Annotated in this window: 21 protein-coding genes and 1 pseudogene; 9 read left to right on the forward strand and 13 right to left on the reverse strand. The window is 61.6% G+C overall.

The window, feature by feature from the left end; translation table 11 throughout:
- The 3 genes from F8N62_RS13310 to F8N62_RS13320 all read left to right on the forward strand — a co-directional run.
- Positions 1 to 317 (forward strand): ACT domain-containing protein (locus F8N62_RS13310; protein ID WP_150711353.1); only part of this gene is annotated, 317 nt, incomplete at its 5' end.
- 23 nt (positions 318 to 340) lie between these two features.
- Positions 341 to 721 (forward strand): RidA family protein, encoded by a 381-nt coding sequence (locus F8N62_RS13315; protein WP_003229509.1) that lies wholly within the window; start codon positions 341 to 343, stop codon positions 719 to 721.
- Between the two features lie 71 nt (positions 722 to 792).
- A complete protein-coding gene (locus tag F8N62_RS13320) occupies positions 793 to 1,533 on the forward strand; it encodes a hypothetical protein (protein WP_150711354.1) in 741 nt (246 codons plus the stop codon).
- 138 nt (positions 1,534 to 1,671) lie between these two features.
- Here F8N62_RS13320 and F8N62_RS13330 read toward each other — a convergent pair whose 3' ends face one another.
- Complete coding sequence (locus tag F8N62_RS13330) at positions 1,672 to 2,532, reverse strand: SDR family oxidoreductase (protein WP_150711355.1); 861 nt, start codon at positions 2,530 to 2,532, stop codon at positions 1,672 to 1,674.
- Positions 2,533 to 2,720: 188 nt separating this feature from the next.
- Here F8N62_RS13330 and exbB point away from each other — a divergent pair, with 188 nt between their 5' ends.
- The 6 genes from exbB to F8N62_RS13360 all read left to right on the forward strand — a co-directional run bounded on the left by exbB (position 2,721) and on the right by F8N62_RS13360 (position 9,630).
- Positions 2,721 to 3,689: a tonB-system energizer ExbB gene (exbB, locus tag F8N62_RS13335; RefSeq protein ID WP_150711356.1), complete on the forward strand. Its 969-nt coding sequence runs from the start codon at positions 2,721 to 2,723 to the stop codon at positions 3,687 to 3,689.
- 6 nt (positions 3,690 to 3,695) lie between these two features.
- Positions 3,696 to 4,124 (forward strand): TonB system transport protein ExbD, encoded by a 429-nt coding sequence (exbD, locus tag F8N62_RS13340; protein WP_150711357.1) that lies wholly within the window; start codon positions 3,696 to 3,698, stop codon positions 4,122 to 4,124.
- Positions 4,121 to 4,870, forward strand: coding sequence for a TonB family protein (locus F8N62_RS13345; protein ID WP_150711358.1), 750 nt, complete (start codon positions 4,121 to 4,123; stop codon positions 4,868 to 4,870). The genes exbD and F8N62_RS13345 overlap by 4 nt, the downstream gene beginning before the upstream one ends.
- Positions 4,871 to 5,136: 266 nt before the next feature.
- Complete coding sequence (locus F8N62_RS13350; RefSeq protein WP_150711359.1) at positions 5,137 to 6,066, forward strand: hydrogen peroxide-inducible genes activator; 930 nt, start codon at positions 5,137 to 5,139, stop codon at positions 6,064 to 6,066.
- Positions 6,067 to 6,075: 9 nt separating this feature from the next.
- Positions 6,076 to 8,151, forward strand: a complete 2,076-nt coding sequence (recG, locus tag F8N62_RS13355; RefSeq protein WP_150711360.1) for an ATP-dependent DNA helicase RecG — start codon at positions 6,076 to 6,078, stop codon at positions 8,149 to 8,151.
- A gap of 78 nt (positions 8,152 to 8,229) precedes the next feature.
- Positions 8,230 to 9,630 (forward strand): aminoacyl-tRNA deacylase and HDOD domain-containing protein, encoded by a 1,401-nt coding sequence (locus F8N62_RS13360; protein ID WP_150711361.1) that lies wholly within the window; start codon positions 8,230 to 8,232, stop codon positions 9,628 to 9,630.
- A 251-nt stretch (positions 9,631 to 9,881) separates the two neighbouring features.
- Here F8N62_RS13360 and F8N62_RS13370 read toward each other — a convergent pair whose 3' ends face one another.
- The 12 genes and pseudogenes from F8N62_RS13370 to tssF form a co-directional block, all read right to left on the reverse strand.
- Positions 9,882 to 10,271, reverse strand: a complete 390-nt coding sequence (locus tag F8N62_RS13370; RefSeq protein ID WP_150711363.1) for a helicase — start codon at positions 10,269 to 10,271, stop codon at positions 9,882 to 9,884.
- A 481-nt stretch (positions 10,272 to 10,752) separates the two neighbouring features.
- Positions 10,753 to 11,754, reverse strand: a complete 1,002-nt coding sequence (locus F8N62_RS13375) for a serine/threonine-protein kinase (protein ID WP_191632383.1) — start codon at positions 11,752 to 11,754, stop codon at positions 10,753 to 10,755.
- The gene (locus F8N62_RS13380; protein WP_150711364.1) at positions 11,751 to 12,479 is read right to left on the reverse strand and encodes a PP2C family protein-serine/threonine phosphatase; all 729 of its coding nucleotides are present in this window, start codon (positions 12,477 to 12,479) and stop codon (positions 11,751 to 11,753) included. The genes F8N62_RS13375 and F8N62_RS13380 overlap by 4 nt, the downstream gene beginning before the upstream one ends.
- A complete protein-coding gene (gene tssM, locus F8N62_RS13385) occupies positions 12,479 to 16,003 on the reverse strand; it encodes a type VI secretion system membrane subunit TssM (RefSeq protein ID WP_150711365.1) in 3,525 nt (1,174 codons plus the stop codon). The genes F8N62_RS13380 and tssM overlap by 1 nt, the downstream gene beginning before the upstream one ends.
- Before the next feature lie 13 nt (positions 16,004 to 16,016).
- The gene (gene icmH, locus F8N62_RS13390) at positions 16,017 to 16,892 is read right to left on the reverse strand and encodes a type IVB secretion system protein IcmH/DotU (protein ID WP_150711366.1); all 876 of its coding nucleotides are present in this window, start codon (positions 16,890 to 16,892) and stop codon (positions 16,017 to 16,019) included.
- Positions 16,893 to 16,897: 5 nt separating this feature from the next.
- On the reverse strand, positions 16,898 to 18,229 hold the full coding sequence (gene tssK / locus F8N62_RS13395; RefSeq protein ID WP_150711367.1) for a type VI secretion system baseplate subunit TssK: 1,332 nt from the start codon (positions 18,227 to 18,229) through the stop codon (positions 16,898 to 16,900).
- A gap of 2 nt (positions 18,230 to 18,231) precedes the next feature.
- Positions 18,232 to 18,732: a type VI secretion system lipoprotein TssJ gene (tssJ, locus tag F8N62_RS13400; protein ID WP_150711368.1), complete on the reverse strand. Its 501-nt coding sequence runs from the start codon at positions 18,730 to 18,732 to the stop codon at positions 18,232 to 18,234.
- Positions 18,733 to 18,737: 5 nt separating this feature from the next.
- Positions 18,738 to 19,934 carry a type VI secretion system-associated FHA domain protein TagH gene (gene tagH, locus F8N62_RS13405; RefSeq protein ID WP_150711369.1) on the reverse strand — a complete coding sequence of 399 codons (1,197 nt, stop codon included), beginning with the start codon at positions 19,932 to 19,934 and terminating at the stop codon, positions 18,738 to 18,740.
- A gap of 17 nt (positions 19,935 to 19,951) precedes the next feature.
- A complete protein-coding gene (locus F8N62_RS13410; protein WP_150711370.1) occupies positions 19,952 to 20,092 on the reverse strand; it encodes a type VI secretion protein in 141 nt (46 codons plus the stop codon).
- Positions 20,093 to 20,413: 321 nt separating this feature from the next.
- Positions 20,414 to 22,756: pseudogene (tssH, locus tag F8N62_RS13420) on the reverse strand (type VI secretion system ATPase TssH); the annotation flags it as partial.
- Between the two features lie 12 nt (positions 22,757 to 22,768).
- A complete protein-coding gene (tssG, locus tag F8N62_RS13425) occupies positions 22,769 to 23,776 on the reverse strand; it encodes a type VI secretion system baseplate subunit TssG (protein WP_150711371.1) in 1,008 nt (335 codons plus the stop codon).
- The gene (gene tssF, locus F8N62_RS13430; protein ID WP_150711372.1) at positions 23,740 to 25,527 is read right to left on the reverse strand and encodes a type VI secretion system baseplate subunit TssF; all 1,788 of its coding nucleotides are present in this window, start codon (positions 25,525 to 25,527) and stop codon (positions 23,740 to 23,742) included. The genes tssG and tssF overlap by 37 nt, the downstream gene beginning before the upstream one ends.
- Between the last annotated feature and the right edge of the window lie 13 nt (positions 25,528 to 25,540).

A 25,540-nucleotide genomic window follows, 5' to 3' on the forward strand; every position in this document is an offset into this window, starting at 1 on the left:
ACTGCCGCAACATCAGCGAAATCCGCCACAACCCGGAAAAATGCATCCAGCTCTCCTGGGCCAAGGATGTCACCGGCGAATTCAACGTCGAGCTGCGCGTCGAGCTGGAACACCAGCGCGGCCTGATCGCACTGCTGGCCAGCAGCGTCAACGCCGCCGACGGCAATATCGAAAAAATCAGCATGGACGAGCGCGATGGTCGCATCAGCGTGGTCCAACTGGTGGTCAGCGTGCATGACCGAGTGCACCTGGCCCGCGTGATCAAGAAACTGCGCGCACTGACCGGGGTGATTCGCATCACCCGCATGCGCGCCTAAGCCACTATTACAAGGAGTCATTCATGACCAAGACCGTTATCACCAGCGACAAGGCCCCGGCCGCCATCGGCACCTACTCCCAGGCGATCAAGGCTGGCAACACTGTCTACATGTCCGGCCAGATTCCTCTGGACCCGAAAACCATGGAACTGGTTGAAGGCTTCGAAGCCCAGACCGTCCAGGTGTTCGAGAACCTCAAGGCCGTGGCCGAAGCGGCTGGCGGTTCGTTCAAGGACATCGTCAAACTGAACATCTTCCTCACTGACCTGAGCCACTTCGCCAAGGTCAACGAGATCATGGGCAAGTACTTCGACCAGCCCTACCCTGCCCGCGCCGCCATCGGCGTAGCTGCCCTGCCAAAGGGTTCGCAGGTTGAAATGGATGCCATTCTGGTCATCGAGTAATGCGTCCGGCGCAGCCTCATGAGGCTGCGCCGCTGATGTCTGCAAAAAAAGCGTTTTGAAAGGATTCCACCATGCGCAATGCGCTTGCTCTCTCGCTGCTCGCCCTGCTCCTGGGCGGATGTGCCAGCAACCCTGCCGACCGTGACATCAGCGGCACCTGGATCAACCAGGTGGCGATCGATGCTGCCTCCAAAGGCGGCCCCCTGCGCGAAGCGCTCCAGGCCTATGGCCCGAACCTGGAATGGGACGTCAACACCAAGGCCGCTCAGGCCCGCTACACCAACGGTTTTGAGAATGTCGAAGGCAAGCTGCTGGGCGAAGAGTCCGGTGCCTGGAAGATCGACTTCTATGGCAGTTCCGGAAGTGAACTCAAGCGCGACGGCAAACAATTGAGCCAGGCCGCGACCGAAAACGAACCCGCCCAGGTCTTCGACCGCGCAGCGATCCCGGTGCCGGATGGCGCACCGATGGGCGCGAGCTTCGAACGCGCGCTGTATTCCGCCTACATGGGCGGCAGCTGGACAGTCGTCAGCGGCCCCGGCGAAGGCAGCACTGTGCAATTCCAGGCCGACGGCCAGGTAACCGGCCTGCCGGGGGCGGATCGCTATGCACTGTGTCTGGCGGGCGATTGCGCCTCGATGAGTGGCGGCAACGACAACATGTGGCTGCAACTCAACGGGCAAGGCAATGCCTGGATCTTTACGCGCAAGGGTAAGGAGCTGGAAATTTTCCAGACGGTGAATACCGCCCAGGCGGACGAACAGCCTCAGTTCACTCCTGGTGATCGCAAGTGGGTGCTGGAAAAGCAGTAACCACTTCCTGATAGCAACAAAAAACCATGTGGGAGCGAGCTTGCTCGCGATTAGGCCCTGACATTCAACATTTATGCTGAATGTCAGGCGGCCATCGCGAGCAAGCTCGCTCCCACATTTGATTTGTGATGCTGGAAGTCAGCAGCGGCCTTCGAGGATGGCGGCGTAACCCTCGCGATAGCTTGGGTATTTCGGCACCCAACCCAAGGCTTTCGCTCGAGCATTGCTGCACTGCTTGCTCCCCGTGCGCCGAACGCTCGCATCCTCGGACCATTGCGTCACACCCAGATACTCACGCAACCAATCCACCACTTCGGCCAACGGCGCGGGCGCATCGTCGACACCGATGTAAACCTCTTCCAGCGCCACACCCCGCCGGTCTGCTTCCAGCAAAAATGCCATTAGCCCCGCCGCGTCGTCGGCGTGTATCCGATTGCCGTACAGCGGCGGATCAATCGCCACGCGATAACCACGACGAACCTGAGTCAGCAGCCATTCACGACCCGGTCCGTAAATGCCGGTCAAACGCACGATGCTCGCCGGGATGCCGCTGTCGAGCGCCACTTGCTCTGCCTCCAGCATCAACCGACCGGAATAACCACTGCCCGGCACTGCTGGCGAGGCTTCATCGACCCACTCACCGTCTTGCTGGCCGTAAACGCTACTGCTGGAAACGAACAGCAGGCGATTGGGCACCTGGCCGTAGTCGCCCAGCCACTCAAGCACATGCTGCAGACCCTCGACATAGGCAGCACGGTAGCCAGCTTCATCGTGATCGGTGGCGGCGGCGCAGTACACCAGGTAATCCACCGCACCGACCGGCCAGGTTTGCGGACAGTCTTTGTTGAACAAGTCGCCGGATACGCCAATCACTCCGTCCGGCAAGCGTGAAACATCCCGGCGCAGGCCATAGACCTCCCACCCTGCAGCCAGCAATTGTGTCGCCAGACGACTGCCGACATCACCACAACCGGCGATCAAAACAGAAGGCGCGGACATCGAAAAACTCCTATTGGAAAGCCACAGACTAGCGCCGGCAATGGACGAGCGGCTAGCAATGATGGAAAAAAAGATACTCTATTACTTCTGTTAACAAGAATTACTTGCAATAATGCCCGCCACTTTTGTTCTCGGCCTTCGAGGCCTGGAAGAACATTTACCCTCTTTTTCTCTCAGGTCCGGCCAGCATGACACGCAATCAATTCCTCGCTTCGCCAACCAAACGACCTCGCGCCTGGAGCGCGGTGGCCGCTCTGCTGCTCAGCCTGATGCTGGCGCCAACCGCCGCCTTCGCTGACGCACAAGCGCCAGCCACCCCGACTCCCGCCGCTGCACCCGCTGCGGCCGAGCACGCCGCCGAGCACGCCGCGCCGGTTGCCGCCGACCCGATTCAGGCGGTAGACGCCACCGGTGAAGACGCTCCCGAAGTCCTCGAAGCCGATAACACCCTGGGCATGGCCCATGATCTGTCGCCGTGGGGCATGTACCAGAACGCCGACATTATCGTGAAAATCGTGATGATCGGCCTGGCCATCGCTTCGATCATCACCTGGACTATCTGGATCGCCAAGGGCTTTGAGCTGATGGGCGCCAAGCGTCGTCTGCGCAACGAAATCGTCCACCTGAAAAAGGCCACCACCCTTAGAGAAGCCAGCGCCTCTGCCACCAAGGCCGGCACCCTCGCCAATCTGCTGGTGCACGACGCGCTGGAAGAAATGCGCCTGTCCACCAACAGCCGCGAAAAGGAAGGCATCAAGGAACGTGTCGCCTTCCGCCTCGAGCGCTTGGTGGCAGCCTGCGGTCGCAACATGAGCAGTGGCACCGGCGCACTCGCCACCATCGGCTCTACCGCGCCGTTCGTGGGCCTGTTCGGCACCGTATGGGGCATCATGAACAGCTTCATCGGTATCGCGAAAACCCAGACCACCAACCTCGCGGTCGTGGCTCCCGGCATCGCCGAAGCCCTGCTGGCCACTGCGCTGGGTCTGGTCGCGGCAATTCCAGCCGTTGTGATCTACAACGTGTTCGCCCGCTCCATCGCCGGTTACAAGGCTCAAGTGTCCGACGCCTCGGCTGAAGTCCTGCTGCTGGTCAGCCGCGATCTGGACCACCAGCCTGAGCGCAGCTCGCAACCGCACATGGTGAAAGTGGGGTAATCGGCCATGGGCCTGCATTTGAAAGAAGGCGCGGACGACGATCTGGCCGAGAACCACGAAATCAACGTCACGCCGTTCATCGACGTGATGCTGGTGCTGTTGATCATTTTCATGGTGGCCGCTCCATTGGCCACCGTGGACATCAAGGTTGACCTCCCCGCCTCGACCGCCAAACCGGCGCCACGGCCGGAAAAACCGGTGTTCCTCAGCGTCAAGGCTGACCAGCGTCTGTTCCTTGGCGAAGAGGAAGTGAAAGCCGAAGCGCTCGGCGCCACACTCGACGCCAGAACCAAAGGCAAGAAAGACACGACGATCTTCTTCCAGGCCGATAAAGGCGTGGACTACGGCGACCTGATGAGCGTGATGGACAATCTGCGCTCCGCCGGTTACCTGAAGGTCGGCCTGGTCGGACTCGAGACGGCAGTCAAGAAATGATCACGACGCGCCATAAGCTGACGCGTTACAGCGGGAGCCTGGCCGTGGTGCTGGGCGTCCATGCGCTGGCCATTGCGCTGGCGTTGAACTGGTCGTCGCGCCCACCCATCGAGCTGCCACCGCAGGCGATGATGGTCGAGCTGGCACCCGTTCCGGCCCCGCCACCACCCGCCCCGCCGAAGGTGATAACGCCGCCACAACCACCGGCCCCGGTGGAAGAACTGCCGATCCCGAAACTGGCTGAAGCACCGAAGGCCGAAATTGCCGTGCCGAAGCCGGTCAAACCCAAGCCCAAGCCTCAGCCGCCCAAGCCTGTGGAAAAAAAGCCGGAGCCGCCGAAGGAGAAGCCGTCCGAGGAAAAACCGAGCGACGCGCAACCGACCCAGGCACCGACTGAAAAATCTGCGCAACCGGCACCGGGCCCATCGCCAGCACAGCAAGCGGCCAAGGCCAGTTGGCAAGGCACCTTGCTCGCTCACCTGGCCAAGTACAAAAAGTACCCGGCCAGTGCTCAGGCGCGGGGCAAGGAAGGTCTGAATCGTCTGCGCTTTGTGGTGGATGCCGAAGGTAACGTGCTGTCGTTCGAACTGGTGGGCCGCTCCGGCAACGCCGATCTGGACCGGGCCACCCTGGAAATGATCCGCCGCGCCCAACCGCTGCCCAAGCCACCGGCCGACATGCTGAACAACGGCTCCATCGAAATTGTTGCACCGTTTGTTTACTCGCTGGAAAAACGCCGACGTTAAAAAGCAGAGATCAAGAGATCGCAGCCTTCGGCAGCTCCTACAGGTGTGTGTGTGTGTGTGTGTGTGTGTGTGTGTGTGTGACGTAATCCCATGTAGGAGCTGCCGAAGGCTGCGATCTTTTTTCCGAAGGCACCGAAAGGTGCCTTTTGCGTATCCGCCCGCGGCAAACCCGCATTGCCCGGTGTCACTCGACACACTCTCTCTGATAACGTGCGTCTATCGATTGCAGCCGGTATGCTTGGCCCGCAACTTCACGGACGCTTGCTATGACTCTCACAGAATTACGCTACATCGTTACCCTCGCCCAAGAGCAGCACTTTGGCCATGCGGCCGAGCGTTGCCATGTCAGCCAGCCGACCCTGTCGGTGGGCGTGAAAAAGCTTGAAGACGAGCTCGGTGTGCTGATTTTCGAGCGCAGCAAGAGCGCCGTGCGCCTGACGCCGGTCGGCGAAGGCATCGTGGCACAGGCGCAGAAAGTCCTGGAGCAGGCCCAAGGCATTCGCGAGCTGGCCCAGGCCGGCAAGAACCAGCTGACTGCCCCGCTGAAAGTCGGCGCGATCTACACCGTCGGCCCGTACTTGTTTCCGCACCTGATTCCGCAACTGCACCGGGTCGCCCCGCAGATGCCGTTGTACATTGAAGAAAACTTCACCCACGTGCTGCGCGACAAACTGCGCAACGGCGAACTCGATGCGATCATCATCGCCCTGCCGTTCAACGAAGCCGACGTGCTGACCTTGCAGCTTTACGACGAGCCGTTCTATGTCCTGATGCCCGCCCAGCACCCGTGGACGCAAAAGAAATCCATCGACGCCGCCCTGCTCAACGACAAGAGCCTGCTGTTGCTCGGCGAAGGCCATTGCTTCCGCGATCAGGTGCTGGAAGCGTGCCCGACGCTGACCAAAGGCAACGACGGTGCAAAACACACCACGGTGGAATCCAGCTCGCTGGAAACCATCCGCCACATGGTCGCCTCCGGCCTCGGGATTTCGATCCTGCCGCTGTCGGCCGTGGACAGCCATCATTACGCTCCCGGTGTGATTGAAGTGCGCCCACTGACCCCCCCGGTGCCATTCCGCACCGTGGCCATTGCGTGGCGCGCGAGCTTCCCGCGGCCGAAGGCGATTGAAATCCTCGCGGACTCGATTCGCCTGTGCTCGGTGGCCAAGCCGCCTGCGCCCGTGGTTGCGGCCTAAGTCTCTGCCATGACCGAGTTGTCGCAAGTGTCGGTGACGGCACTCAAGGGTGTCGGCGAGGCCATGGCCGAGAAACTGGCCAAGGTCGGCCTGGAGAATCTTCAGGACGTGCTGTTTCACTTGCCGCTGCGTTATCAGGACCGCACACGCGTGGTCCCGATTGGCCATTTGCGCCCCGGGCAGGACGCGGTGATCGAAGGCACCGTCAGCGGCGCCGACGTGGTCATGGGCCGGCGCCGCAGCCTGGTTGTTCGCCTACAGGACGGCACGGGCGGGCTAAGTCTGCGCTTCTACCACTTCAGCAACGCGCAAAAAGAAGCCCTCAAACGCGGCACGCGGATTCGCTGCTACGGCGAAGCGCGGCCCGGTGCGTCGGGGCTGGAAATCTACCACCCGGAATACCGCGCCATCACTGGCGACGAACCGCCGTCGGTAGATGAAACACTGACCCCGGTTTACCCGCTGACCGAAGGTCTGACGCAACAACGCCTGCGCCAGTTGTGCATGCAGACCCTGACGATGCTCGGCCCGACCAGCCTGCCGGACTGGCTGCCGACCGAACTGGCGCGGGACTATCAATTGGCGCCGCTGGCCGATGCGATTCGATACCTGCATCATCCGCCCGCCGATGCCGACGTCGACGAACTCGCCCTCGGTCATCACTGGGCCCAGCACCGTCTGGCCTTTGAAGAACTGCTGACTCATCAACTGTCGCAACAGCGTCTGCGCGAAAGCATGCGCTCCCTGCGCGCACCGGCGATGCCCAAAGCCACCCGGCTGCCGGCCAAATATCTGGCCAACCTGGGTTTCGCTCCGACCGGCGCGCAACAGCGCGTGGGCAACGAAATCGCCTACGACCTCAGTCAGCATGAACCGATGCTGCGCCTGATTCAGGGCGACGTCGGCGCCGGCAAAACCGTGGTCGCTGCCCTCGCCGCACTCCAGGCACTGGAAGCGGGTTATCAAGTCGCCCTGATGGCGCCCACTGAAATTCTCGCCGAGCAGCATTTCATCACGTTCAAACGCTGGCTCGAACCGCTGGGCATTGAAGTCGCGTGGCTGGCCGGCAAACTCAAGGGCAAGAACCGCGTGGCCGCACTGGAGCAAATTGCCAGCGGCACGCCAATGGTGGTCGGCACTCACGCGCTGTTTCAGGACGAAGTGAAGTTCAAGAACCTCGCCCTGGCGATCATCGATGAACAACACCGTTTCGGCGTGCAGCAGAGGCTGGCGTTGCGGCAGAAAGGCGTCGGCGGGCGCATGTGCCCGCATCAACTGATCATGACCGCCACGCCGATCCCTCGAACCCTGGCGATGAGCGCCTACGCCGACCTCGACACCTCGATACTCGACGAGCTGCCGCCCGGCCGAACCCCGGTGAACACGGTGCTGGTCACCGACACCCGGCGCGTCGAAGTCATCGAACGGGTGCGCGGCGCCTGTGCCGAAGGGCGTCAGGCCTACTGGGTGTGCACGCTGATCGAAGAGTCGGAAGAGCTCACCTGCCAGGCCGCCGAAACCACATTCGAAGACCTCACTGCCGCCCTCGGCGAATTGAAGGTTGGCCTGATCCACGGCCGCATGAAGCCGGTCGAAAAGGCCGCGGTGATGGCCGAATTCAAGGCCGGCAACCTGCAACTGCTGGTCGCGACCACCGTGATTGAAGTGGGCGTGGACGTCCCGAACGCCAGCCTGATGATCATCGAAAACCCCGAGCGCCTCGGTCTGGCGCAACTGCACCAGTTGCGCGGCCGCGTCGGCCGAGGCAGTGCCGCCAGCCATTGCGTGCTGCTCTACCATCCGCCGCTGTCGCAGATCGGCCGTCAGCGCCTGGGCATCATGCGCGAGACCAACGACGGTTTTGTCATCGCTGAAAAAGACCTCGAATTGCGCGGTCCCGGCGAAATGCTCGGCACACGACAGACCGGCCTGCTGCAATTCAAGGTCGCCGACCTGATGCGCGACGCCGATTTGTTGCCCGCTGTGCGCGACGCTGCCCAGGCATTGCTGGAGCGCTGGCCGGATCACGTCAGCCCGCTGCTCGACCGCTGGCTGCGCCATGGGCAGCAATACGGCCAAGTGTGAGCACCGTCGCATATTCTGGACGATGCCTGTAAACAAGCTGGTTATACTCGTGCAATTGTTTGAATACGGATATGGACCATGACTGAAGCTGCCCTCGTCCCCGAAACCCCGCACGCTCCGTCCGTTATTCGGCTGCTGCTCGGCAAACTGGACATCGCCTACGAAGAAGTCCTCGACCACCACGGGTTGAATGCTTCGCGCAAAGTCCAGGCGGTGTTGCTCGACGACGCCGTCGGCTCGCTCATGGTGCTGTTCCCCCAAAGCCAGTTACTCGACCTCAATCGCCTCACCGAACTGACTGGTCGCCGCCTTACCGCCGTGCCCACCGAGCGCCTGGTAAAAATGCTCGGCAAGCACAACCTGAGCCTGTTGCCCGGTCTGCCGGCACTGACCAGCGCGCCGTGCCTGTACGAAGAAAGCCTGTTACGCGAACCGATGTTGCTGATCAACTCGGGCGAGCCAAATGTGCTGCTGGAGATCACCAGCGAAGCGTTCAAGTCCATGCTGACCAAGGCCAGCGCCGCCAACTTCGGCGAGAACCTGAGCAGCATTCGTCCCAACCTCGACCGTCCCGACGATGACGGCAAGGAAATCACCCAGGCCGTCCAGGCATTCACCGCGCGCCGCATCCAGCAACGCCTGGAGTCGACCATCGAAATTCCGCCGCTGGCCGAGACCGCGCAGAAAATCATCAAACTGCGCGTCGACCCCAACGCCACCATCGACGACATCACCGGCGTCGTGGAAACCGATCCGGCCCTGGCTGCTCAAGTCGTGAGCTGGGCGGCATCGCCTTACTATGCGTCGCCGGGCAAGATTCGTTCGGTTGAAGACGCGATCGTGCGGGTGCTGGGTTTCGACCTGGTGATCAACCTCGCGCTGGGCCTGGCACTGGGCAAAACCCTGAGCCTGCCGAAAGACCATCCGCAACACACCACGCCGTACTGGCAACAATCGATCTACACCGCCGCCGTCATCGAAGGCCTGACCCGCGCCATGCCCCGCGCCCAGCGCCCGGAAGCCGGCCTGACCTACCTCGCCGGCCTGCTGCACAACTTCGGTTACTTGCTGCTGGCCCACGTATTCCCGCCGCACTTCTCGCTGATCTGCCGCCACCTGGAGGTCAACCCGCACCTGTGCCACAGCTTTGTCGAGCAACACCTGCTGGGCATCAGCCGCGAACAGATCGGTTCATGGCTGATGCGCTATTGGGACATGCCCGAAGAACTGGCCACCGCGCTGCGCTTCCAGCACGACCCGAGCTACGACGGCGCCCACGCCGAGTACCCGAATCTGGTTTGTCTGGCTGTGCGCTTGCTGCGTAGTCGCGGGGTCGGGTCCGGGCCGGATGAAGACATCCCCGACGCGCTGCTGGAACGCGTCGGCCTGACCCGCGAAAAAGCCAACGACGTCGTCAGCAAAGTCCTTGAAGCTGAAGTCCTGCTACGCGAACTCGCTTCGCAATTCAGCCAGGCCTAAAGCACTACGAGCAAGCCCGCTCCCACAGGATTTACGCGATCCCTGTGGGAGCGGGCTTGCCCGCGATGAATCCAACCCGGTCTACCTGACCACCTCAACCCCCTGTGGCGAGGGAGCTTGCTCCCGTCCGGCTGCGCAGCAGTCGCAACCCAGCCAACGCAGCGTGTCAGATACAACCAAGTCTCAGGCTTCAGGGCGGCTCCGCAGCCCAGCGGGAGCAAGCTCCCTCGCCACATGGCTAATCATCGAGCTCAAGCCTTGGCTCTAGCTTTCGCCTTGCGCGGCTTCAAATACTTGGTCAACCCCTGAAACCAGATCACCAGCGCCGGGTTGCCCTTGATTTGAATCGACTTGTCCTGAATCCCCGTCATAAACGCCAACTGCTTGTTCTTCGCCTGCATCGTCGCAAAGCCATACGCCGCATCTTTAAAGGCAATCGCAAACGCCGGCTCGGCATACACGCCCGACTTACTGGTAATGCGCTGATCCTTCACAAAGAAATGCCGCGCCACTTTCCCATCCAGGGTCTGTAGCTGGAACACCAACTCCTTGTCACCCAACTGCTGCTGAAACGCAGGATTAGTCCGACTGGCCTTACCCATCAACAAACCCAGCATCCACAGAAGAAAACGAAATTTCATGCGTGCAGCCTCAAAAGGGAAATGAACGGCCGGCGCAGTGTAGCGACTTCGAATGAGAACGCCACCATTGCGCAGTGTTAGAGGAAGATGCCCTGGTTTTTGCCGCTAATGACTACCAAGTCACGCACCGTCGATCATCTCTGCACCACATCACATTCAGTATCCGCCCCCACACCTGAAGAAACCCCATCCTGTAGGAGCTGCCGAAGGCTGCGATCTTTTGATCTTCAGAAAAAGGGCAGAAAAAGGGGAGGGCCAAAGTCTACCTCCCCTCCGACGTACTCAACTGCTTTGGAGTAATCCATTGCAGTTGCCTTCTCGTCAACCACTGAAACCGCCTTGTAGAAGCCATCTCCAATTAAACCGGTACGGAGATAGATGAGCTCATTCAAGCGAAAACTTGTCAGCTGCTTCAGGCAGGCTGAAGTGCATTTCGTTAGCGAGGTTGAACATTGCTTGCTCCCTGTTCGGTAGTCATCCGTTACGCCCGAAGTCGCAGACGTTGCAGCAAAGACGCGGTGGCGCCCATGGCGTCACGCAGTTGTGCGGCGCTGATCGTGCGATCAGCGGCATCGAATGCCAGCGCCGTGCGCAGGGCTGGCCAGCAGTGTTTCGGTAGATTGCGCGGCGCGTGCAGTTCGCGGTCGAGCCGGGTGTCGCGGGCCTCGGTTGAGGGCAAACGCCGGAACGGGTGTTTGCCGCCCGCGAGTTCGTAGAGCACGCAGGCCACGCCGTACACATCGGCGCTGGCCGACAGCGGCTGGCCCTCGAGCAGTTCCGGTGCGGCGTAGCCCGGTGTCCAGGCGTTGAAACGGTCGCGACTGAGGTGTGGCAGGCCGGGCAGGATGCCTTCTTCAGCCTGGCCCAGACCGAAGTCAAACAGGCGCACGCCTTCTTCGCTGAGCATCACGTTGCTCGGTTTGATGTCGCCGTGCAGCACGCCGCGCTCGTGGGCGTAGGCCAGCGCGTCGAGCAACGGCAACGCGATGTCGCGCAGTTCTTTCCACGGCAGGCCCAGGGGTCGCTCGCAGAGCAGTTTGTCCAGGGTCAGCCCACGCATGAGTTCCATGGTGATGAAGGCGCGCTGGCAGTCGGTGTCCACTTCAAAGGTGTGCGGTCGCAGCACGTTGTCGTGGCGCAGGCGTCGGGTCAAAGCGAACTCGCTGTAGAGCAAGGCGCTGGCGTCCGGCGATTCGGCAAATTCTTCGCTGAGGATTTTCAGCGCGATGTAAGGGTCGGGGTCGCCGAACTGTTCGCTCAGCAAGTCCCGTGCGCGGTAAACCGCGCCCATGCCGCCGGCGCCGAGCAGGCGTTCGATGCGGTAACGGCCGCCCAGCACGTCCGGCAATTCGCCGACGCTGGCCCGTGTCGGCGCCAGTGCCGGCTCGACAGTGTGCGACTTGGCAAACGCAAAGTAGGTCAGGTTATTGGCCTGCTCTTCGCTTATCAGCAGGTCATCGAGCGGCGGCATGAGTTGAGTCATTGGCGGATCACCACGGCGGTCAGGTTGTCCCGGGCCGAGCCGCGCAGCGCACCGTCGAACAGACGCTCCAGCGCGACGTGCGGCGCGGTCAGGCTCAGGGCGTTGCCCAAGGCATCGGTGCTCAGCCCGTTGTACAAACCATCGCTGCACAACAGAAACGCATCGCCGGGATAGACCTCAAGTTCGAGCACGTCCAGGGTCAGCTGCTCGGCGGCCCCGACCGCACGGGTCAAGGCGTGAGCGGCGGGGTGAGCGCGGGCGTCTTCGACGCTCATGTGTTGCTCGTCGATCAGTTGCTGTTGCAGCGAATGGTCCCTGGACAGTTGATACAAACGCTGGCCGCGCCACAGGTAGCAACGGCTGTCGCCGGCCCAGATGCAGGCCGCACGATTGCCTTCCACCAGCAGCGCCACGACGGTGCTGCCCATGATGCTGTCGTGGCGCCCGGCGGTGACGGTCAACTCCTGACCCAAGCGGCGGTTGAGCCAGTGCAGGCACTGGCGAATGCCTGTGAGTCGTTCGTCGAAGTCATCCCGCACCGGCAATTCCGCCAGGCTCGCGACGATCAACTGGCTGGCAACGTCGCCCCCCTGATGACCGCCCATGCCGTCCGCGACCACCCACAGCCCCTGCTGTGGACAGTCGAGGAAAGCGTCTTCGTTGCGCGCCCGAACCTTGCCGGCATCGGTGCGCGCAGCGCTGCGCCAGGGACTGGCAACCAGCATCAGAGCTGCACCGGCATACGGAAGGTGCGCAGCACGCCCATGTCGAACGGGTTCGGTGTGCGCTGGCTCGACAGCAAGTAGTTGGCGCGCAGGCCGCCCACGTCCGCTTTCAATACCAGCACGTCGCGACCATTCAGGTACTCGGTCTGCATCAGGTCGAACAGTCGGAACAGCGACCATGGGCCGGTGTTCTTTTCGATGCCGATCGGGCGCCCGGCCATTTTGTCGAGGACCAGACTGGTGCGACCGTCTTCAGCATCGGTCGGCCATTTGAACGACACCGGCACGATCGGGCCGTGGCGGTACTCGATGGTCCTGTCGCCGAACTTGAATTCGGAACGGCTGACCGCTGGATCGAGGGTGTAGGGCTCCAGTTTGAACTGCACTTGCGGCTCGGCCGGGTTGATCGAGAAGAAGCTCTGGCGAATGACTTGAGCCGCGGCCATCTGGTCGAGGTAGAGCCTGGAGATCGGCATGCTGTGACCGTCAATGCTGCGCAGTCGGTAGTTGCCTGGATCGCCGCTCACAAACGGCCGCATGTAGTTCTCGAAGAAGCGATCGGCAATGCCCTGCGCCTTGAAGAACTCGCGGAAATCGCTGATCGCCACTTCGCTGGTGCTGTGGGCACTGAACGGGTAACGCTTGTTGATCGCCTTGCCGTAGAAGCTGTACAGCTCACTCTGATAACGCTGGTTCAGGTACTGGTAGGAATCGTTGAGCACCAGACGCCAGGTGTCTTCGGCCAGCACGTTGAACCACACGCTGACGGGACGCGGCAGGCGATTGGACGCGTTGCGCAAGCTGCTCAGCGCATCACGCTGGCCGCTCATGCGCGTCTTGGCCATCTCGAACGCAGCCTGCTCCGGCGCACTGGCACGCGCGAGGCTCGCCAGTTGCATTTGCAGATCGTTAAGCGCCGTCAGTGCCGGGGTCAGATCAGCGGCCGGGCCGTTGTTTTCATCCAGCAAACGGTGCAGCGGTTCGAAGCGACGTTGAAGGGATTTCTTCGCGGTGTCCGGTAAGTTCTTCGCCATGTCCGACGCTTTGTCCGCTGCAGCGGCGGCCAATTTGCCAAGCTTGCCGCCCTTCTCGCCCAATTTGTCAGCGGCTTCGGCCGCTTCATCAGCGCTGTCGGCGATGGCCGCGAAACGCGTGTTCTCGCGCACTTCCACCAGCAGTTGCAACACTGGCGAGTTGGCCGACGTCAGGCCTGCCAGTTGCTCGGCGCCTTCGCTTGCATCGGTGATCGGCGGCAAGGCCACCTGGCCGACCGCTTCGCTCCAGAAGTTGGCGTAGTCGCGGAAATACAGTTGTTCCAGCTCGACCATCAGGCGACGCAAGTCCATGCCGCTGATGCCCGAGCCTTCGCCCAGTACCCAGTTGTCACGCAGAAGTTCGGTCACCAGAGCCGTGCCCTGAATCGAGAAATACTGCTGGTAACCCTGTTGCGTGTAGAAACCCGGGATCACGTAATCGGTGCCGACAAACAGTGCGCCTTGAGGCCCCAGGTGTTGGCTGAAGCGGTATTCCGGCAGGTCACGGGCCTGCTCGCGCAGCATCCGGTAAACCACGTTCGCCAGCGACTCGCTGCGCAGCACCTGACGCACCTGAGCCACCAGTTGATCGTTCAGCGGGTAGATAAAAGGTTGCTGGAGCAAGCGTTCGAAATGCGTGTTCAGACCGTTTTGCACCGCAGTGTTGCCGGCGTAACGCAGGGACCAGTCGGTGGCGACCCAATCCTTGAGCCATGTAGCGTCGCGACGATCTTTCATGTTCAGCATCAGGTACGCGCGCAGGCTGTTGAGCAGGCGTTCGCGGTCCTTCATGTTGGCGCGGATCTGCCCTTCCAGCAGGCTCGCGACCTTCGGCAGCAGTTGGCTTTCGAGCTCGCGCTCGTAGGCCGCCTTGACCACCGGATTGATCTCTTCACCCTGATACAGGCCGCCGCGCTCGTGGTACGACACGTCGCCTTTTTTCGGGAAAACCTGCGTTGCCGCATAACTCGTGTCGAGAGGCTTGAGCACCGCCATGGAATCATCACGCGCGGTCAGCGCCGAGCGTTGCTGGGTCCAGTTTTGTGCCAGGTTGCGCAGGTTTTCAAGGCGCTCGTAGTTGGCCGAGAAACCACCGGCCCACAGCAGGCCGAACAGGCCCAGCGCCGCCAAAGCGCCAACGTACAACGCACGCTGGCCCCAATGGATGCGACTGCGTTCACGCTTGTCCAGACCGGCCAGATCGGCCTCGGGGAAAATCACCCGGCTGAGCAAATGGTGAATGAATCGCGAACGGCCGCTGCGCAAGGTCGGCAGCACACCCGCTTTCATGCCCAGGTTGGCGCCAATACCGGCGGTGTCGGCGTCCATTTGCTCAGTCAGGTGCGATGCACTGGTCAGGTAGAAACCGCGCAACTGGCTGACACGCTGATAACGGTTGCCGGTGAACGCCATGTCGACGAACAGGCACAGGCGCTCGCCGATCTGCCCCAGCTGATGCGGAAAGTCGAGGATGCGGCCACGGCGCTGAGTGTCGCGCTCCTGGTGCATGCGCATGATCACCTGACTGTTCAGGCGACGCAGCAGCTCTTCGAACTCGGCGCGCAGCACGGTAACGTCGGCGCCACTCTGCTCTTTTCGAAAGCTGGTGCCGAGTACCTGATCGCTTTCTTCGCGGGTCAGTTGATCGAAGAATTCGTCGAAACCCAGCAGTTGATCAGCCTTGCTCAGGACCAGATAGACCGGCACATCGACGTGCAGTTTTTGATGCACATCCTGCAGACGTGCACGCACCTGGCGCGCCAAGATTTCCAGGTCCGGCTCGCTGACGCCTAGCAGTGTTTCCACTGGAATGGTCACCAGCACACCGTTCAACGGACGATTGCGGCGGCGCTTGCGCAGCAGGTCAAGCAAGGTGCTCCAGGCGCTGCCGTCGACTTCGGCATCCGCCTGTGTCAGGTATCGGCCGGCGGTGTCGATCAGCACACCGTGATCGGCGAAGTACCAGTCGCAATGACGAGTGCCGAGGGTGTCGCGGGTCAGTTTTCGGTCGATCTTGTTGATCGGAAACTCAAGGCCCGAGAAGTCCAGCAGACTGGTCTTGCCGCCGCCCTGCGGGCCAATCAGCAAGTACCACGGCAAATCGCTGCGCCAGCGTTCGCTGCGGCCGCGATAGAGGCTCGAGGTCTTCAGGGTTTTCAACGCATCCATGAAGCGCACGCGCAGCTCTTTCTGCTCTTCGTCCATCTTCTCTTCGCGACGGATGCGATCCTGACCGTCTTCGGTCTCTTCGACCGCTTTCTTGCGCACACCGGCGCGCCAGCTGACGAAGACCATGGTCAGGCCCCAAATTAGGAACAGCACACTGATGGTCAGCAGGCGCGAGGTCGAGGCTTCCCAGAACCTGTAGTCATCGACCGCCAGCAGCGGCCCGACGAACCACACCAGCAGTGCGACAAACAGCACCAGCAGCAAGGTCCAGACCCAGGTCTTGCGCAAGAATGCGCCGACTTTCTTGAAAAACTTTTTCATCACACGTCCCTGTTTACGGCTTCGACTGCGGCTGAACCGCCGCCGGATCAAGCTGCTGATAAGGTTGCAGAACGGTGTCGCGTTGCTCGCCCAAGACCCAGGCGAAACCCGAATACATCACCACCAGACACACCACGGTGAACAACACCACCATCCACGCCGGCACGATGCGCACCAGGCTGCGGCGCTGGTCGTTCAAGCCTTCCCAATGCGGCGACAGTTCGCGCGGCACGTCGCCGCGCAGCTGACGAATCTGCCGATACAAGGCGTCGCGGATGCCTTCGAGTTCGAGCATGCCGCGCGCTTGTACGCGGTACTTGCCTTCAAAACCGAGAGACAGGCACAGGTACATCAGCTCCAGCATCGGCAGGTGCCTGGCCGGGTTTTTCGACAGCCGATCCAGCAGCTTGAAGAACTTCTCGCCACCGGAGGTTTCGTTGTGGAAGCTGCTGAGCAGGCTCATCTGCGACCACTCGCTTTCGTTGCCCCACGGCGTGGTCACGACGGCTTCATCGACCACGGTGCACAGCACATAACGCGCGGCCATCACCTGGCTGCTTTCGGCGCCGTTGTGCAGTGCACGCACTTCAAACAATTTCAGCCCAGCAGTCAGTAGCTTGTTGAGAGCGTACAGGTCTTCGCGGGTGGCGCTGTGCTTGAGCCGTACCACTTCCGAGAGCAGGTCGGAGCCTGCGGCAACCAGCGAATTGAGGCTGATGTTGAAGGACTCCGCCGGGCGCAGGCGCGCGGCGTAGATCATCCGTTCTTCGAGCTGTTCGAAACGCGGCGGTGCGGCGAAATCGGTCAGCGGACTTTGCGCCGGGCCGTGGCCCTGGCGGTCGAGCAAGACGGTTTTATCGTCCTGCTGGTGTTCCATGTCCTTGATCATGTCGGTCAGTTCCTGATGGCCCAGAATTTCAGTTCAAGCTCGGCGAATTCGCCGGACACGTGGAACGCGAAGCCGCCGGAGCGCTCCAGTTGTGCCAGGTCTTCGGAACTGAGTTCGAGAATGAAGTAGGTTTTGTTGGAGTGGAACGCGATCTGCCGCGGCGCCACCGGCAACGGTTTGACCTTGATGCCCGGCAGGTGCAGGTTGACCAGTTGGCGGATGCGCTCCACCGGGCCGACCTTGAGGTGCGCCGGCAGACGATGGCGCAATTCTTCGGAGTCGCAGTTGGCACTGGCCGCGAGCACGAACGAGGCCGAACCCAGCAGTTTGTGGTCGTGCAACGGCGAGACGATGATCCCGTACTGACGCGCTTGCAGGACCAGTTCGATGGCGTGCTGTTCGAGCACCATCGACAGCACCTGACGAATTGCTTCCATCAGTCTGCGGAAGCTCGCGCCCTGGTCGCTGTGTTGGTAGCGGCTGTCCAGGCGCGGGCGTTTGCTGTCGCTGGAAAACGTCGCCAGATCACCGAGCATGGTCAGCAGCGTGCGGTACAACTCTTCCGGGTGCACCTGTTCCAGGCCGAGGTAGTGACGCAGCAGCAGTTCGGTGCGGTTGATCAGTTGCAGCATCATGAAGTCGCCGACTTCGGCACCGCCGACCTTGCCGTTGGAGCGAATGCGCTCGGCGATGGTGTCGCCGCGATGGCCGAGCATGCTGATGACTTCTTTCAGGCACGACAGCAGGTAACTGGAGGCATGCGCCTGAATGTACGTCGGGACGAAATCCGGATCGAGGCTGATCACGCCGTCGGGCGTGGTGTCGAGCACGTCGCAGATTTTCAGCTTTACGTAAGCCTGGTCACTCTGCTGCTCGCCGAGCAACAGCTTGAAGTCCGGCCGGCCGCAACTGACCTGGCTGGCGGAGTCATCACCGGCGTTGGAGTCGGCCACTTCCGCTTCGTACGCGGTGTAGCGCGCCAGCACATCGGATTGCTCCGGGCGGCGTGACTCGATGTGGTTACCGGTGACCAGCGGCAGCGCCAGGTAGATCGGCGTGTTGCCGGTGTTCGGCGGGACGTCGAGTGCCAGCGGTTCGGTGTTGCCGCCAAGTTCGAACAGGCTGCCGTCCGGAAGAATCCCCGAGGCCTGGCTGACCACCAGCTTGCCCATGTTGAGGAACTGCAAATCGATGTCCAGATTGAGGAAACCCCAGGTGTAACTGCCGAGCAACTGGGTGCGGGTTTTCATCTGGTGATCGTAGTAACGATCGTTGTGCTGGAAGTGCTGCGGGCGCAGCAGCATGCCTTCCTGCCAAATGACTTTATGGGATTTCATGATCAGTCATCCGCCTTGGCGAGCGTTTCATGGGTGTTGCGAATGCCGGCCTGGTCGAGGGTCAAGTCAGCCTCGGTGACGTCCACTGGCGTGACTTGCACCGTATAGCGCCACTTGGTTTCCGGCAGATCGCGGTAGGCGGCCAGGATGCCGACATAGCGGCTGCCCTCCTCCACGCTGAGCTTGAGTTCGACGGTTTCACCCGGACGCAGCTCGAGTTCTTCGCTGGCCACCAGGTCCGGGGCCAGGAATTCCTTGGCGCGTTCATAGAGGCTGAAAAAATCGGCGTTCTCGAACGTCACCGGGTGCTTGAGCTCGAACAGGCGCACAACGATCGGCGACGGACGCCCGTTGAGATCCGGGTTCAGTTGATCGCTGCCGGTCAGCTTCAAGTTGACCTTGGTCACGTGAGAATACGGCGACAACGATGAGCAAGCCGCGAGCAGCACCAAGGCTGTGAGCGCTGTCAGCATCTTGAAAAAAGCGGTCGTGCAGCGAGACATGCGCATCATCCTTGGTGGTCGGTGTGAAGGGTGGAAATCAGGCGAATCTGTTCTTCGTAGGCCTGAGCGAAGTCGCGGGCCAGCAGGCGCTCGCTCCAGTCATCGTCCTGACGCAGGGCCTGGTGATAACGGCCGTAGGCTCTCCAGCGGCTGCCGGACGTGGCCAGCAACGGCTTGTTGTCGCGCTCGAAACGCAGGGTCAATTGTTGCGGCGAGAAGTGCTCCAGCGTGCCGCGAACGGCGGCGCGGCTGGCGGTCAGCAACGCCACCTGATGCGCCTGCAAATCGCGGAACGCACGGGAGATCGACTGCTCGGCGGGCAACTGGCCTGGCTTGTTCGGCTGCAACAAAATGCCCAGCGCTTCACCGGCATCGACGGCGAATTTCAACGGATTCTTGTTCGTGCCTTGCACCGTGGTCAGTGCCAGGCGCAGTTCGTTTTTCAGTTCGCTGCGGGTGCGCAGGCTTTGCTGCAAACCGCCGACGCTTTGCTTGAGCAGACGTGCCGCGTTCAGTGCCAGGGCTTCGCGAGCGTCATGGTCGAGGCGCTTGAGGTCGACGCCCAGCGCTGCGCCGAAATGCTCCCAAAAACCTTCGCTCTGGCGCTCGATGGCTTTCGGCGGTGGGGCTGGCGCAGGTTCGGCCGGCGCGTCGATCAACTCCGGCACCATCAGGCTTTCCATGTCGATGCGCGCATAGTCGGCGCGCTGGCGGGTGTCTTCGATAGTGGTGCCTGGGGACATCAGCTCGTCGATTTCCGAATACACGCGCTCTTGCTGATCCAGGGCGTTCAGCGGGTCGAGGTCGAGGAAGGCGTCGTCCGGAATGATGCTGCCTGCCGCTTGCGGACGGCCGACTTCGACATCGAAGGTCGCCGGGTCGCGCACCAGCCGCGCACGGATTTCAAAGTCACCCAGCACATAGACGCTGCCGTGTTCGATGCGCATGGCTTCGCCCTTGCGCAGGCGCGCGCCGCTTTCGCTGTGCGCAATACCGTTGCTGCTGGTATCGGTCAGGAAAAACGTGCCGTCGCGGTAGCTGATCATCGCGTGGTGGTTGGACAGGTGCCGCTTGCGGTCGGGAATGATCCAGTCGCAATCCTCGCCCCGGCCAATCACGCCACCGGCCTGCTTGAACGTCTTCTGGCACAACTCCGTGGGCACGAACTGCTTGGTGTTGAGCATTTCGAAAACCAGTTCCATGGTGATACTCCTTGCGGTCACTTGCCGCGATTGACCGCCTGCGGATCACCCAAGGGGCGATAGGTGTTGTCGTTGAATTTGTAATTGCCGCTGCAGCCGCCGAGGCCGCATAGAACGACGAGGGTCAGCAGGACGGCGTGCCAGTGACGAACAGGCATCAGAGGGTCTCCAGGGGTAGGCAAAGAGCAAAGCGCCGGCCCGATCGGGCGGTGCTGGAATAAGGGAACGAGGTAGGTTTCAAGGTTCTAGTCAGGGATGTTGAGCCGAACGCCTGTGGCGAGGGGACTTGTCCCCGTTGGGTCGCGAAGCGGCCCCAAAACCGGCTAACCCGTTTACTCAGGCAGACCGCGTTGGTTGGATTGCGACTGCTGCGCAGCCGAACGGGGATAAATCCCCTCGCCACAGGGAATTTACTCATCAGAGAAATCCTGCTCACCTTGGGAAATTTTTTTGGCTCAGCCATCAAAGTCACCCAGGTTGATATTCATGCGCGCCAGCAGCGCCGGTTTGAAGTGCTTGCTGAGCACCGGGCGAATGGTTTTTTCGAGCACTTCGGCGGTTGGCCGCGCGCCGTTTTCGCAAAGCTCGCTGATGCGCTCGCTGCCAAGGTTCGAGGTCATCAGGATCAGCGTGTTGCGGAAGTCGATCTCGCGGCCTTCGCCGTCGTTGGCCACGCCTTTGTCGAAGATTTGGTAGAACAGATTGAGTACGTCCGGGTCAGCCTTTTCGACTTCATCGAGCAACACCACCGAGTACGGTTTCTGGCGCACCGCTTCGGTGAGCATGCCACCCTCGCCGTAACCGACGTAGCCCGGCGGCGCGCCGATCAGGCGTGACACGGTGTGCTTCTCCTGGAACTCGGACATGTTGATGGTGGTGATGAAACGATCACCGCCGTACAGCAGATCTGCCAGTGCCAGCGCAGTTTCGGTCTTGCCGACGCCGCTCGGGCCGACCAGCAGGAACACGCCGACCGGCGCATCGGGTTTGCTCAGACCGGCAGCGGTGGCGCGCATCGAGCGGTCGAGTGCGCGAATGGCCTGTTCCTGGCCACGGATGCGCGTGCGCAGGTCGGTGGCAAAACTGGCGACCTTGGCGTTGTGTTCGCGAGCCAGTTGCGCCAAGGGCACGCCGGTCCAGGCGCTGATCACTTCGGCGACCAGGCGCGGGCAAACTTCAAAGCTGACCAAACGCTCTTTGGCTTGCAGCCCGGTCAGGGCTGTGTGGGTTTCGTTGAGTGCGGCTTCCAGCGTTTCGACGCTTTGCGCTTCGTCCACGTCGAGGGTTTCGATCACCGTGCCTTCAGCGTCTTCTTCAACCACGACGGTCGGGTCGGCGGCCGCCGTTTCGCGAGCCTTGGCCAATTGCTGACGCAAATCCAGCAGGCGTTCGGCGAGTTCTTTCTGCTTGGTCCACAGGGTGTCCAGCGCGACCATTTCGACTTCGGCGGCGCCCAGGCGGTCTTCCAGTGCGTCCAGCGCTTCGTGATCGATCAGCAAACCGGCGTCGGCATCACGGCGCAGGGCCTGACGCTGGCGGCCACCTTCGGCCAGTTCACCGCGCAGACGCTCAAGGCTTTCCGGGGCGGCGGCGAGGCTGATGCGCACACGGGCGCAGGCGGTGTCGAGGACGTCGACGGCTTTGTCCGGCAGCTGACGTCCGGCGAGATAACGAGCGGACAATTCAGCCGCCGCCACCACCGCGTCATCGCGCAGGTAAATGCCGTGGCTCTTTTCGTAAACCTGAGCCAGACCCCGCAGGATGGTCACCGCTTCGCTGACAGTCGGTTCGTGCAGTTGCACGGGCTGGAAACGGCGGGCCAGTGCCGGGTCTTTTTCGAAGTACTTCTTGTACTCCGCCCAAGTAGTCGCGGCGATGGTGCGCAACTCGCCACGGGCTAACGCCGGCTTGAGCAGGTTGGCCGCGTCGGAACCGCCGGCATTGCCGCCAGCGCCGATCAGCATGTGCGCTTCATCGATGAACAGGATGATCGGTTTCGGCGACCCTTTGACTTCGTCGATCACGCCTTTGAGACGCCGCTCGAATTCACCTTTGACGCTGGCGCCGGCTTGCAACAGCCCCATGTCCAGCGACAGCAACTCGACGCCTTTCAACACGTGCGGCACTTCTCCGGCGGCGATGCGCGAGGCCAGACCTTCGACGATCGCGGTTTTACCGACGCCGGCTTCACCCACCACAATCGGGTTGTTCTTGCGGCGACGGGCGAGGATGTCGACCATCTGCCGGATCGCGCCATCGCGGCACAGCACCGGGTCGAGTTTGCCGTCGCGGGCCTGCTGGGTCAGGTTGTGGGTGAAGCGCTGCAGCAGCGATTCGCCCGGCACTGCGGGTTTGCCGGTGGCCGGTTGTTCTTTCTGCGACAGCGCGAATTCTTTCAGGCGCTCGATGTTCAGTTTCGCCAGCAACGCCTGGTAGCGGCTGCCGGCGTAGCGCATCGGATTGCGCAGCAGCGCGAGGATCAACGCAGCTTGCTCGACCTGGCTCTGGCCCAGTTCAAGGTTGGCCACCAGCAACGCGTCTTGCAGCCATTGCACCAGCTCGGGCGCGAACACCGGGTTGCGCGAAGCACTGTGCTCGCCCCGCGATTGCAAGGCGGCGCTCAGTTCGCCAGCATCCACTTCGGCGTCTTGCAGCGCGCGTGCGAGCAGGCCCTGCGGGCGCTCCAGCAGGCCCAGCAGCAAATCTTCGACGAGGATCTTGCTGCCGCCACGGGCGACGCAGCGCTCGGCAGAACTTTCCAGATCACGACGGGTTTCGGCGTCCAGCGCCTGGATAAGTTGTTGCAGGTCTACGTTGATCATTGGTCATCTGCCTTAATGAATTTTGCTGCCCAGGGTCACCACGCCGTCCGCTTTCTCGCGGCCTAGCCAACTGGTCCATCCCAGGCGACAGGCGTTCTGCTCACCGATGCGCAGTTCGCGGATTTCTTCCTGGCGCAACACCAGGCGAATGTCGTAGTCGAGCGGGTCACGCAAGGTGAAGCGCACCAGCGCGCACAGCGGCTGGTAGCCGAAACCGATCGGCAGGAATTCGTGAAAGCGTTGCCAGTCGAGCTCGCGAATGTGAATGCGGAATTTGCCGCTGCGATCGCGTACGTGTTCGCCCAGCACCAGGTCTTCACCGAGCAGGCTGTTGGCGCGGCCCAAACGATTGCGCTGCTCGTCGAGAATTTCCACGCGACGCTCGATGCACTGCTCGATGGTCAGTTCGGCGTGCTTGAAGTAGTAGCGCAGCACCGCTTCGATCAGTGCCGCCGAGTGCGCCCGCAAACTGAGCAAACCGAGGTACGGCAGCAGGCGTTTCCAGTTCAGTTCCTGGGCCTTGCGGATCTCTTCGCCGCCGAGGCCGATCAACGCAAACAGTTGCGCCGAAAACGGGTCAAGCGCGCCGCTCTGGAAGCTCGCCCGATAACGGTACTTGCGCCAGATCGGCAGCATCAGCCGTTGCAAACGGTGATGAAACAGGTCGAGAAAGTGGCGGGTCGGGTTGCCGTCCTCGCTATCGCCGAGCGCCTGTTCACCGTAGAACGCCGGCAGTGGCGAACCGGACCCGACCAGGCCAATCAGGTTGAAACGCAGGCGCGCGCGCATCAGCCCGTGCTCGTGGAAAAACTCCACGCGGTCGACGTCGCTGCCGGGGAAGCCCAGGCTCGGGTTGGCCTGGAATTCCAGCTGGTCGTACAGGTCGTCTTCGCTCAGGTGCGGGTGTGCATCGCGCAGCCGGTCAACCACCAGCAGCACGGCCTGAAACAGCGAGTACTCGCGTATTACCCGGGTCAGCCCGCTTAAAGCAGGGGCTGCAGGCCCATACGTGGTGTCCATTGGTACACCTCTCCCTGTGTGCTTTTTACTCGCAGTTCGTGGTACGAATTGAGACTGGCGTAAAGCGCGAAAAACTCGTTGAGAACCGAAGCGAAAATGAACAGGTCGCCCTCGCCGATATACCCTTGCGGGTCGATGGTCAGCTCGGTGCGCAAGCCGCGTACCGGCAACCCTCGGTGCAGCCGGTCGACGTGTTGGTGCTTGATCGACTTGAGCCCGCCCAGCAGGCGCTTGCTGACCTTTGCCGCGTGTTGGTCGTAGTAGCGCGGCAGGTCGTAGGTTTCGAGAATCACCTTCAACGCATTGACGTCGGCCAGCGACAGATAGTTAAGCGACATGTTGCTGATCAGCTTCCACAAGAAGTCACGGTTCAGCGGCGGCGCGTAACTCGGAGTGACCGGGGTGATGTTGCGGAAACTGAGGAACTCCGGCGTGTCTTCGCAAGCCATGCAGATGTCGCCAAGCTTGAGTTTGCGCGGCAGGTTCTGGTTGGTGCACATCAGTTCGATCGACAGGGTTTCGTGGGCTTCGGTGTGGCGAATGCCGAAGCTCAGGTAAGTGTCGAGGCCGTCGTGCAGTGAAGAAGAACGCTGACGGATGCTGTAATGCGGACGGCTGGTGGGCACGTCGAAACTCGGGTCGTGCTCGAAGGATTCGAACGGCACGTATTCCTGATAACCAAGGCCGCCGGGCTTCCAGCCGGTCACGGTTTCCACTGAGAACACGCCACAGTTCTCCAGGTCGTATTTGGCAGGCAGCAGCAGGTATTCGTCCTGCTTGCCGTCGAGGCGGATCGGCAATGCATCGTGCTTGAACAGGTTGACGATGGGCGTGCAGTAGAGCTTGACGTTGTCCAGCGTCGGGCGCAGACGCTGGATGCCGCTCTTGCGAATGTCGAAGCGCAATTCGAGGCCGCGCATCTGCTTCAGCGTGTCTTCAGGCAGCGCCTTGAGCAGGTCGAGACCGGTGATGTCGACGAAGAGGAATTTGTCCTGGAAGGCGAAGTATTCCTGCAAGTAACGGTAGCCGCGGAAGGTGTTCAGCGGATACGGGATCAACGCTTCTTCTTCGGCAAAACCCACCGGCTGCACACGGTCGCCGGGCAGCTTGAACGCCATCGGCGTGTCGTTGACACCATTAATAGCTTTGCCGGCGCCGTCGAGCGGGATCAATTCGATGCCTTGCAGATTGCGCAACAGACTCAGATATAGCATCTGGCTGATGTAGCGCTCGCCCGCGAAGTGCAGACGCAGACGGCTCAACTCCAGTTCACCGAGGTGACCGTCTGCACTCATCTCCAGCCGCAGGCTCAACAGCGAACCGTCGCCCTTCACCGAGTAATTCAGCGCGGCCAGATCCAGCGCTAACACCTCGGTCGGGTAGCAGGTGCGGAAGCGGCAGCGCACGTCATCGACAGGCTTGCTCTCGACCGGCGTATCACGCTCAACCCTCAACGCTGGCCCCGAACGCTTCAACGGATCGAACTGCAAAATGCTGAGCGCCGGCAGCGGCCGCATGTAGTTGGGCCACAGTAGGTGCATCAGGGAATGGCTGAGCTCGGGCAACTCGTCATCGAGCTTTTGCCGCAAACGACCGGTCAGGAATGCAAACCCTTCCAGCAACCGCTCCACGTCCGGATCCCGCCCGGCCTGGCCCAGGAAAGGCGCCAACGCCGGGCTACGCTCGGCGAATCGACGACCTAACTGGCGAAGTGCGGTGAGTTCGCTTTGGTAGTAGTGGTTAAAGGACACGGAGGTTACCTGT

This window comes from Pseudomonas fluorescens, assembly GCF_902497785.1.
Classification (GTDB): domain Bacteria; phylum Pseudomonadota; class Gammaproteobacteria; order Pseudomonadales; family Pseudomonadaceae; genus Aquipseudomonas; species Aquipseudomonas fluorescens_BO.

What these genes read in the sequence shown, in the direction of transcription:
- F8N62_RS13315 (WP_003229509.1), top strand. Translation starts at nt 341, where the DNA reads ATGACCAAGACCGTTATCACCAGCGACAAGGCCCCGGCCGCCATCGGC.
- F8N62_RS13320 (WP_150711354.1), top strand. Translation starts at nt 793, where the DNA reads ATGCGCAATGCGCTTGCTCTCTCGCTGCTCGCCCTGCTCCTGGGCGGA.
- F8N62_RS13330 (WP_150711355.1), bottom strand. Translation starts at nt 2,532, where the DNA reads ATGTCCGCGCCTTCTGTTTTGATCGCCGGTTGTGGTGATGTCGGCAGT.
- exbB (WP_150711356.1), top strand. Translation starts at nt 2,721, where the DNA reads ATGACACGCAATCAATTCCTCGCTTCGCCAACCAAACGACCTCGCGCC.
- exbD (WP_150711357.1), top strand. Translation starts at nt 3,696, where the DNA reads ATGGGCCTGCATTTGAAAGAAGGCGCGGACGACGATCTGGCCGAGAAC.
- F8N62_RS13345 (WP_150711358.1), top strand. Translation starts at nt 4,121, where the DNA reads ATGATCACGACGCGCCATAAGCTGACGCGTTACAGCGGGAGCCTGGCC.
- F8N62_RS13350 (WP_150711359.1), top strand. Translation starts at nt 5,137, where the DNA reads ATGACTCTCACAGAATTACGCTACATCGTTACCCTCGCCCAAGAGCAG.
- recG (WP_150711360.1), top strand. Translation starts at nt 6,076, where the DNA reads ATGACCGAGTTGTCGCAAGTGTCGGTGACGGCACTCAAGGGTGTCGGC.
- F8N62_RS13360 (WP_150711361.1), top strand. Translation starts at nt 8,230, where the DNA reads ATGACTGAAGCTGCCCTCGTCCCCGAAACCCCGCACGCTCCGTCCGTT.
- F8N62_RS13370 (WP_150711363.1), bottom strand. Translation starts at nt 10,271, where the DNA reads ATGAAATTTCGTTTTCTTCTGTGGATGCTGGGTTTGTTGATGGGTAAG.
- F8N62_RS13375 (WP_191632383.1), bottom strand. Translation starts at nt 11,754, where the DNA reads ATGACTCAACTCATGCCGCCGCTCGATGACCTGCTGATAAGCGAAGAG.
- F8N62_RS13380 (WP_150711364.1), bottom strand. Translation starts at nt 12,479, where the DNA reads ATGCTGGTTGCCAGTCCCTGGCGCAGCGCTGCGCGCACCGATGCCGGC.
- tssM (WP_150711365.1), bottom strand. Translation starts at nt 16,003, where the DNA reads ATGAAAAAGTTTTTCAAGAAAGTCGGCGCATTCTTGCGCAAGACCTGG.
- icmH (WP_150711366.1), bottom strand. Translation starts at nt 16,892, where the DNA reads ATGATCAAGGACATGGAACACCAGCAGGACGATAAAACCGTCTTGCTC.
- tssK (WP_150711367.1), bottom strand. Translation starts at nt 18,229, where the DNA reads ATGAAATCCCATAAAGTCATTTGGCAGGAAGGCATGCTGCTGCGCCCG.
- tssJ (WP_150711368.1), bottom strand. Translation starts at nt 18,732, where the DNA reads ATGTCTCGCTGCACGACCGCTTTTTTCAAGATGCTGACAGCGCTCACA.
- tagH (WP_150711369.1), bottom strand. Translation starts at nt 19,934, where the DNA reads ATGGAACTGGTTTTCGAAATGCTCAACACCAAGCAGTTCGTGCCCACG.
- F8N62_RS13410 (WP_150711370.1), bottom strand. Translation starts at nt 20,092, where the DNA reads ATGCCTGTTCGTCACTGGCACGCCGTCCTGCTGACCCTCGTCGTTCTA.
- tssG (WP_150711371.1), bottom strand. Translation starts at nt 23,776, where the DNA reads ATGGACACCACGTATGGGCCTGCAGCCCCTGCTTTAAGCGGGCTGACC.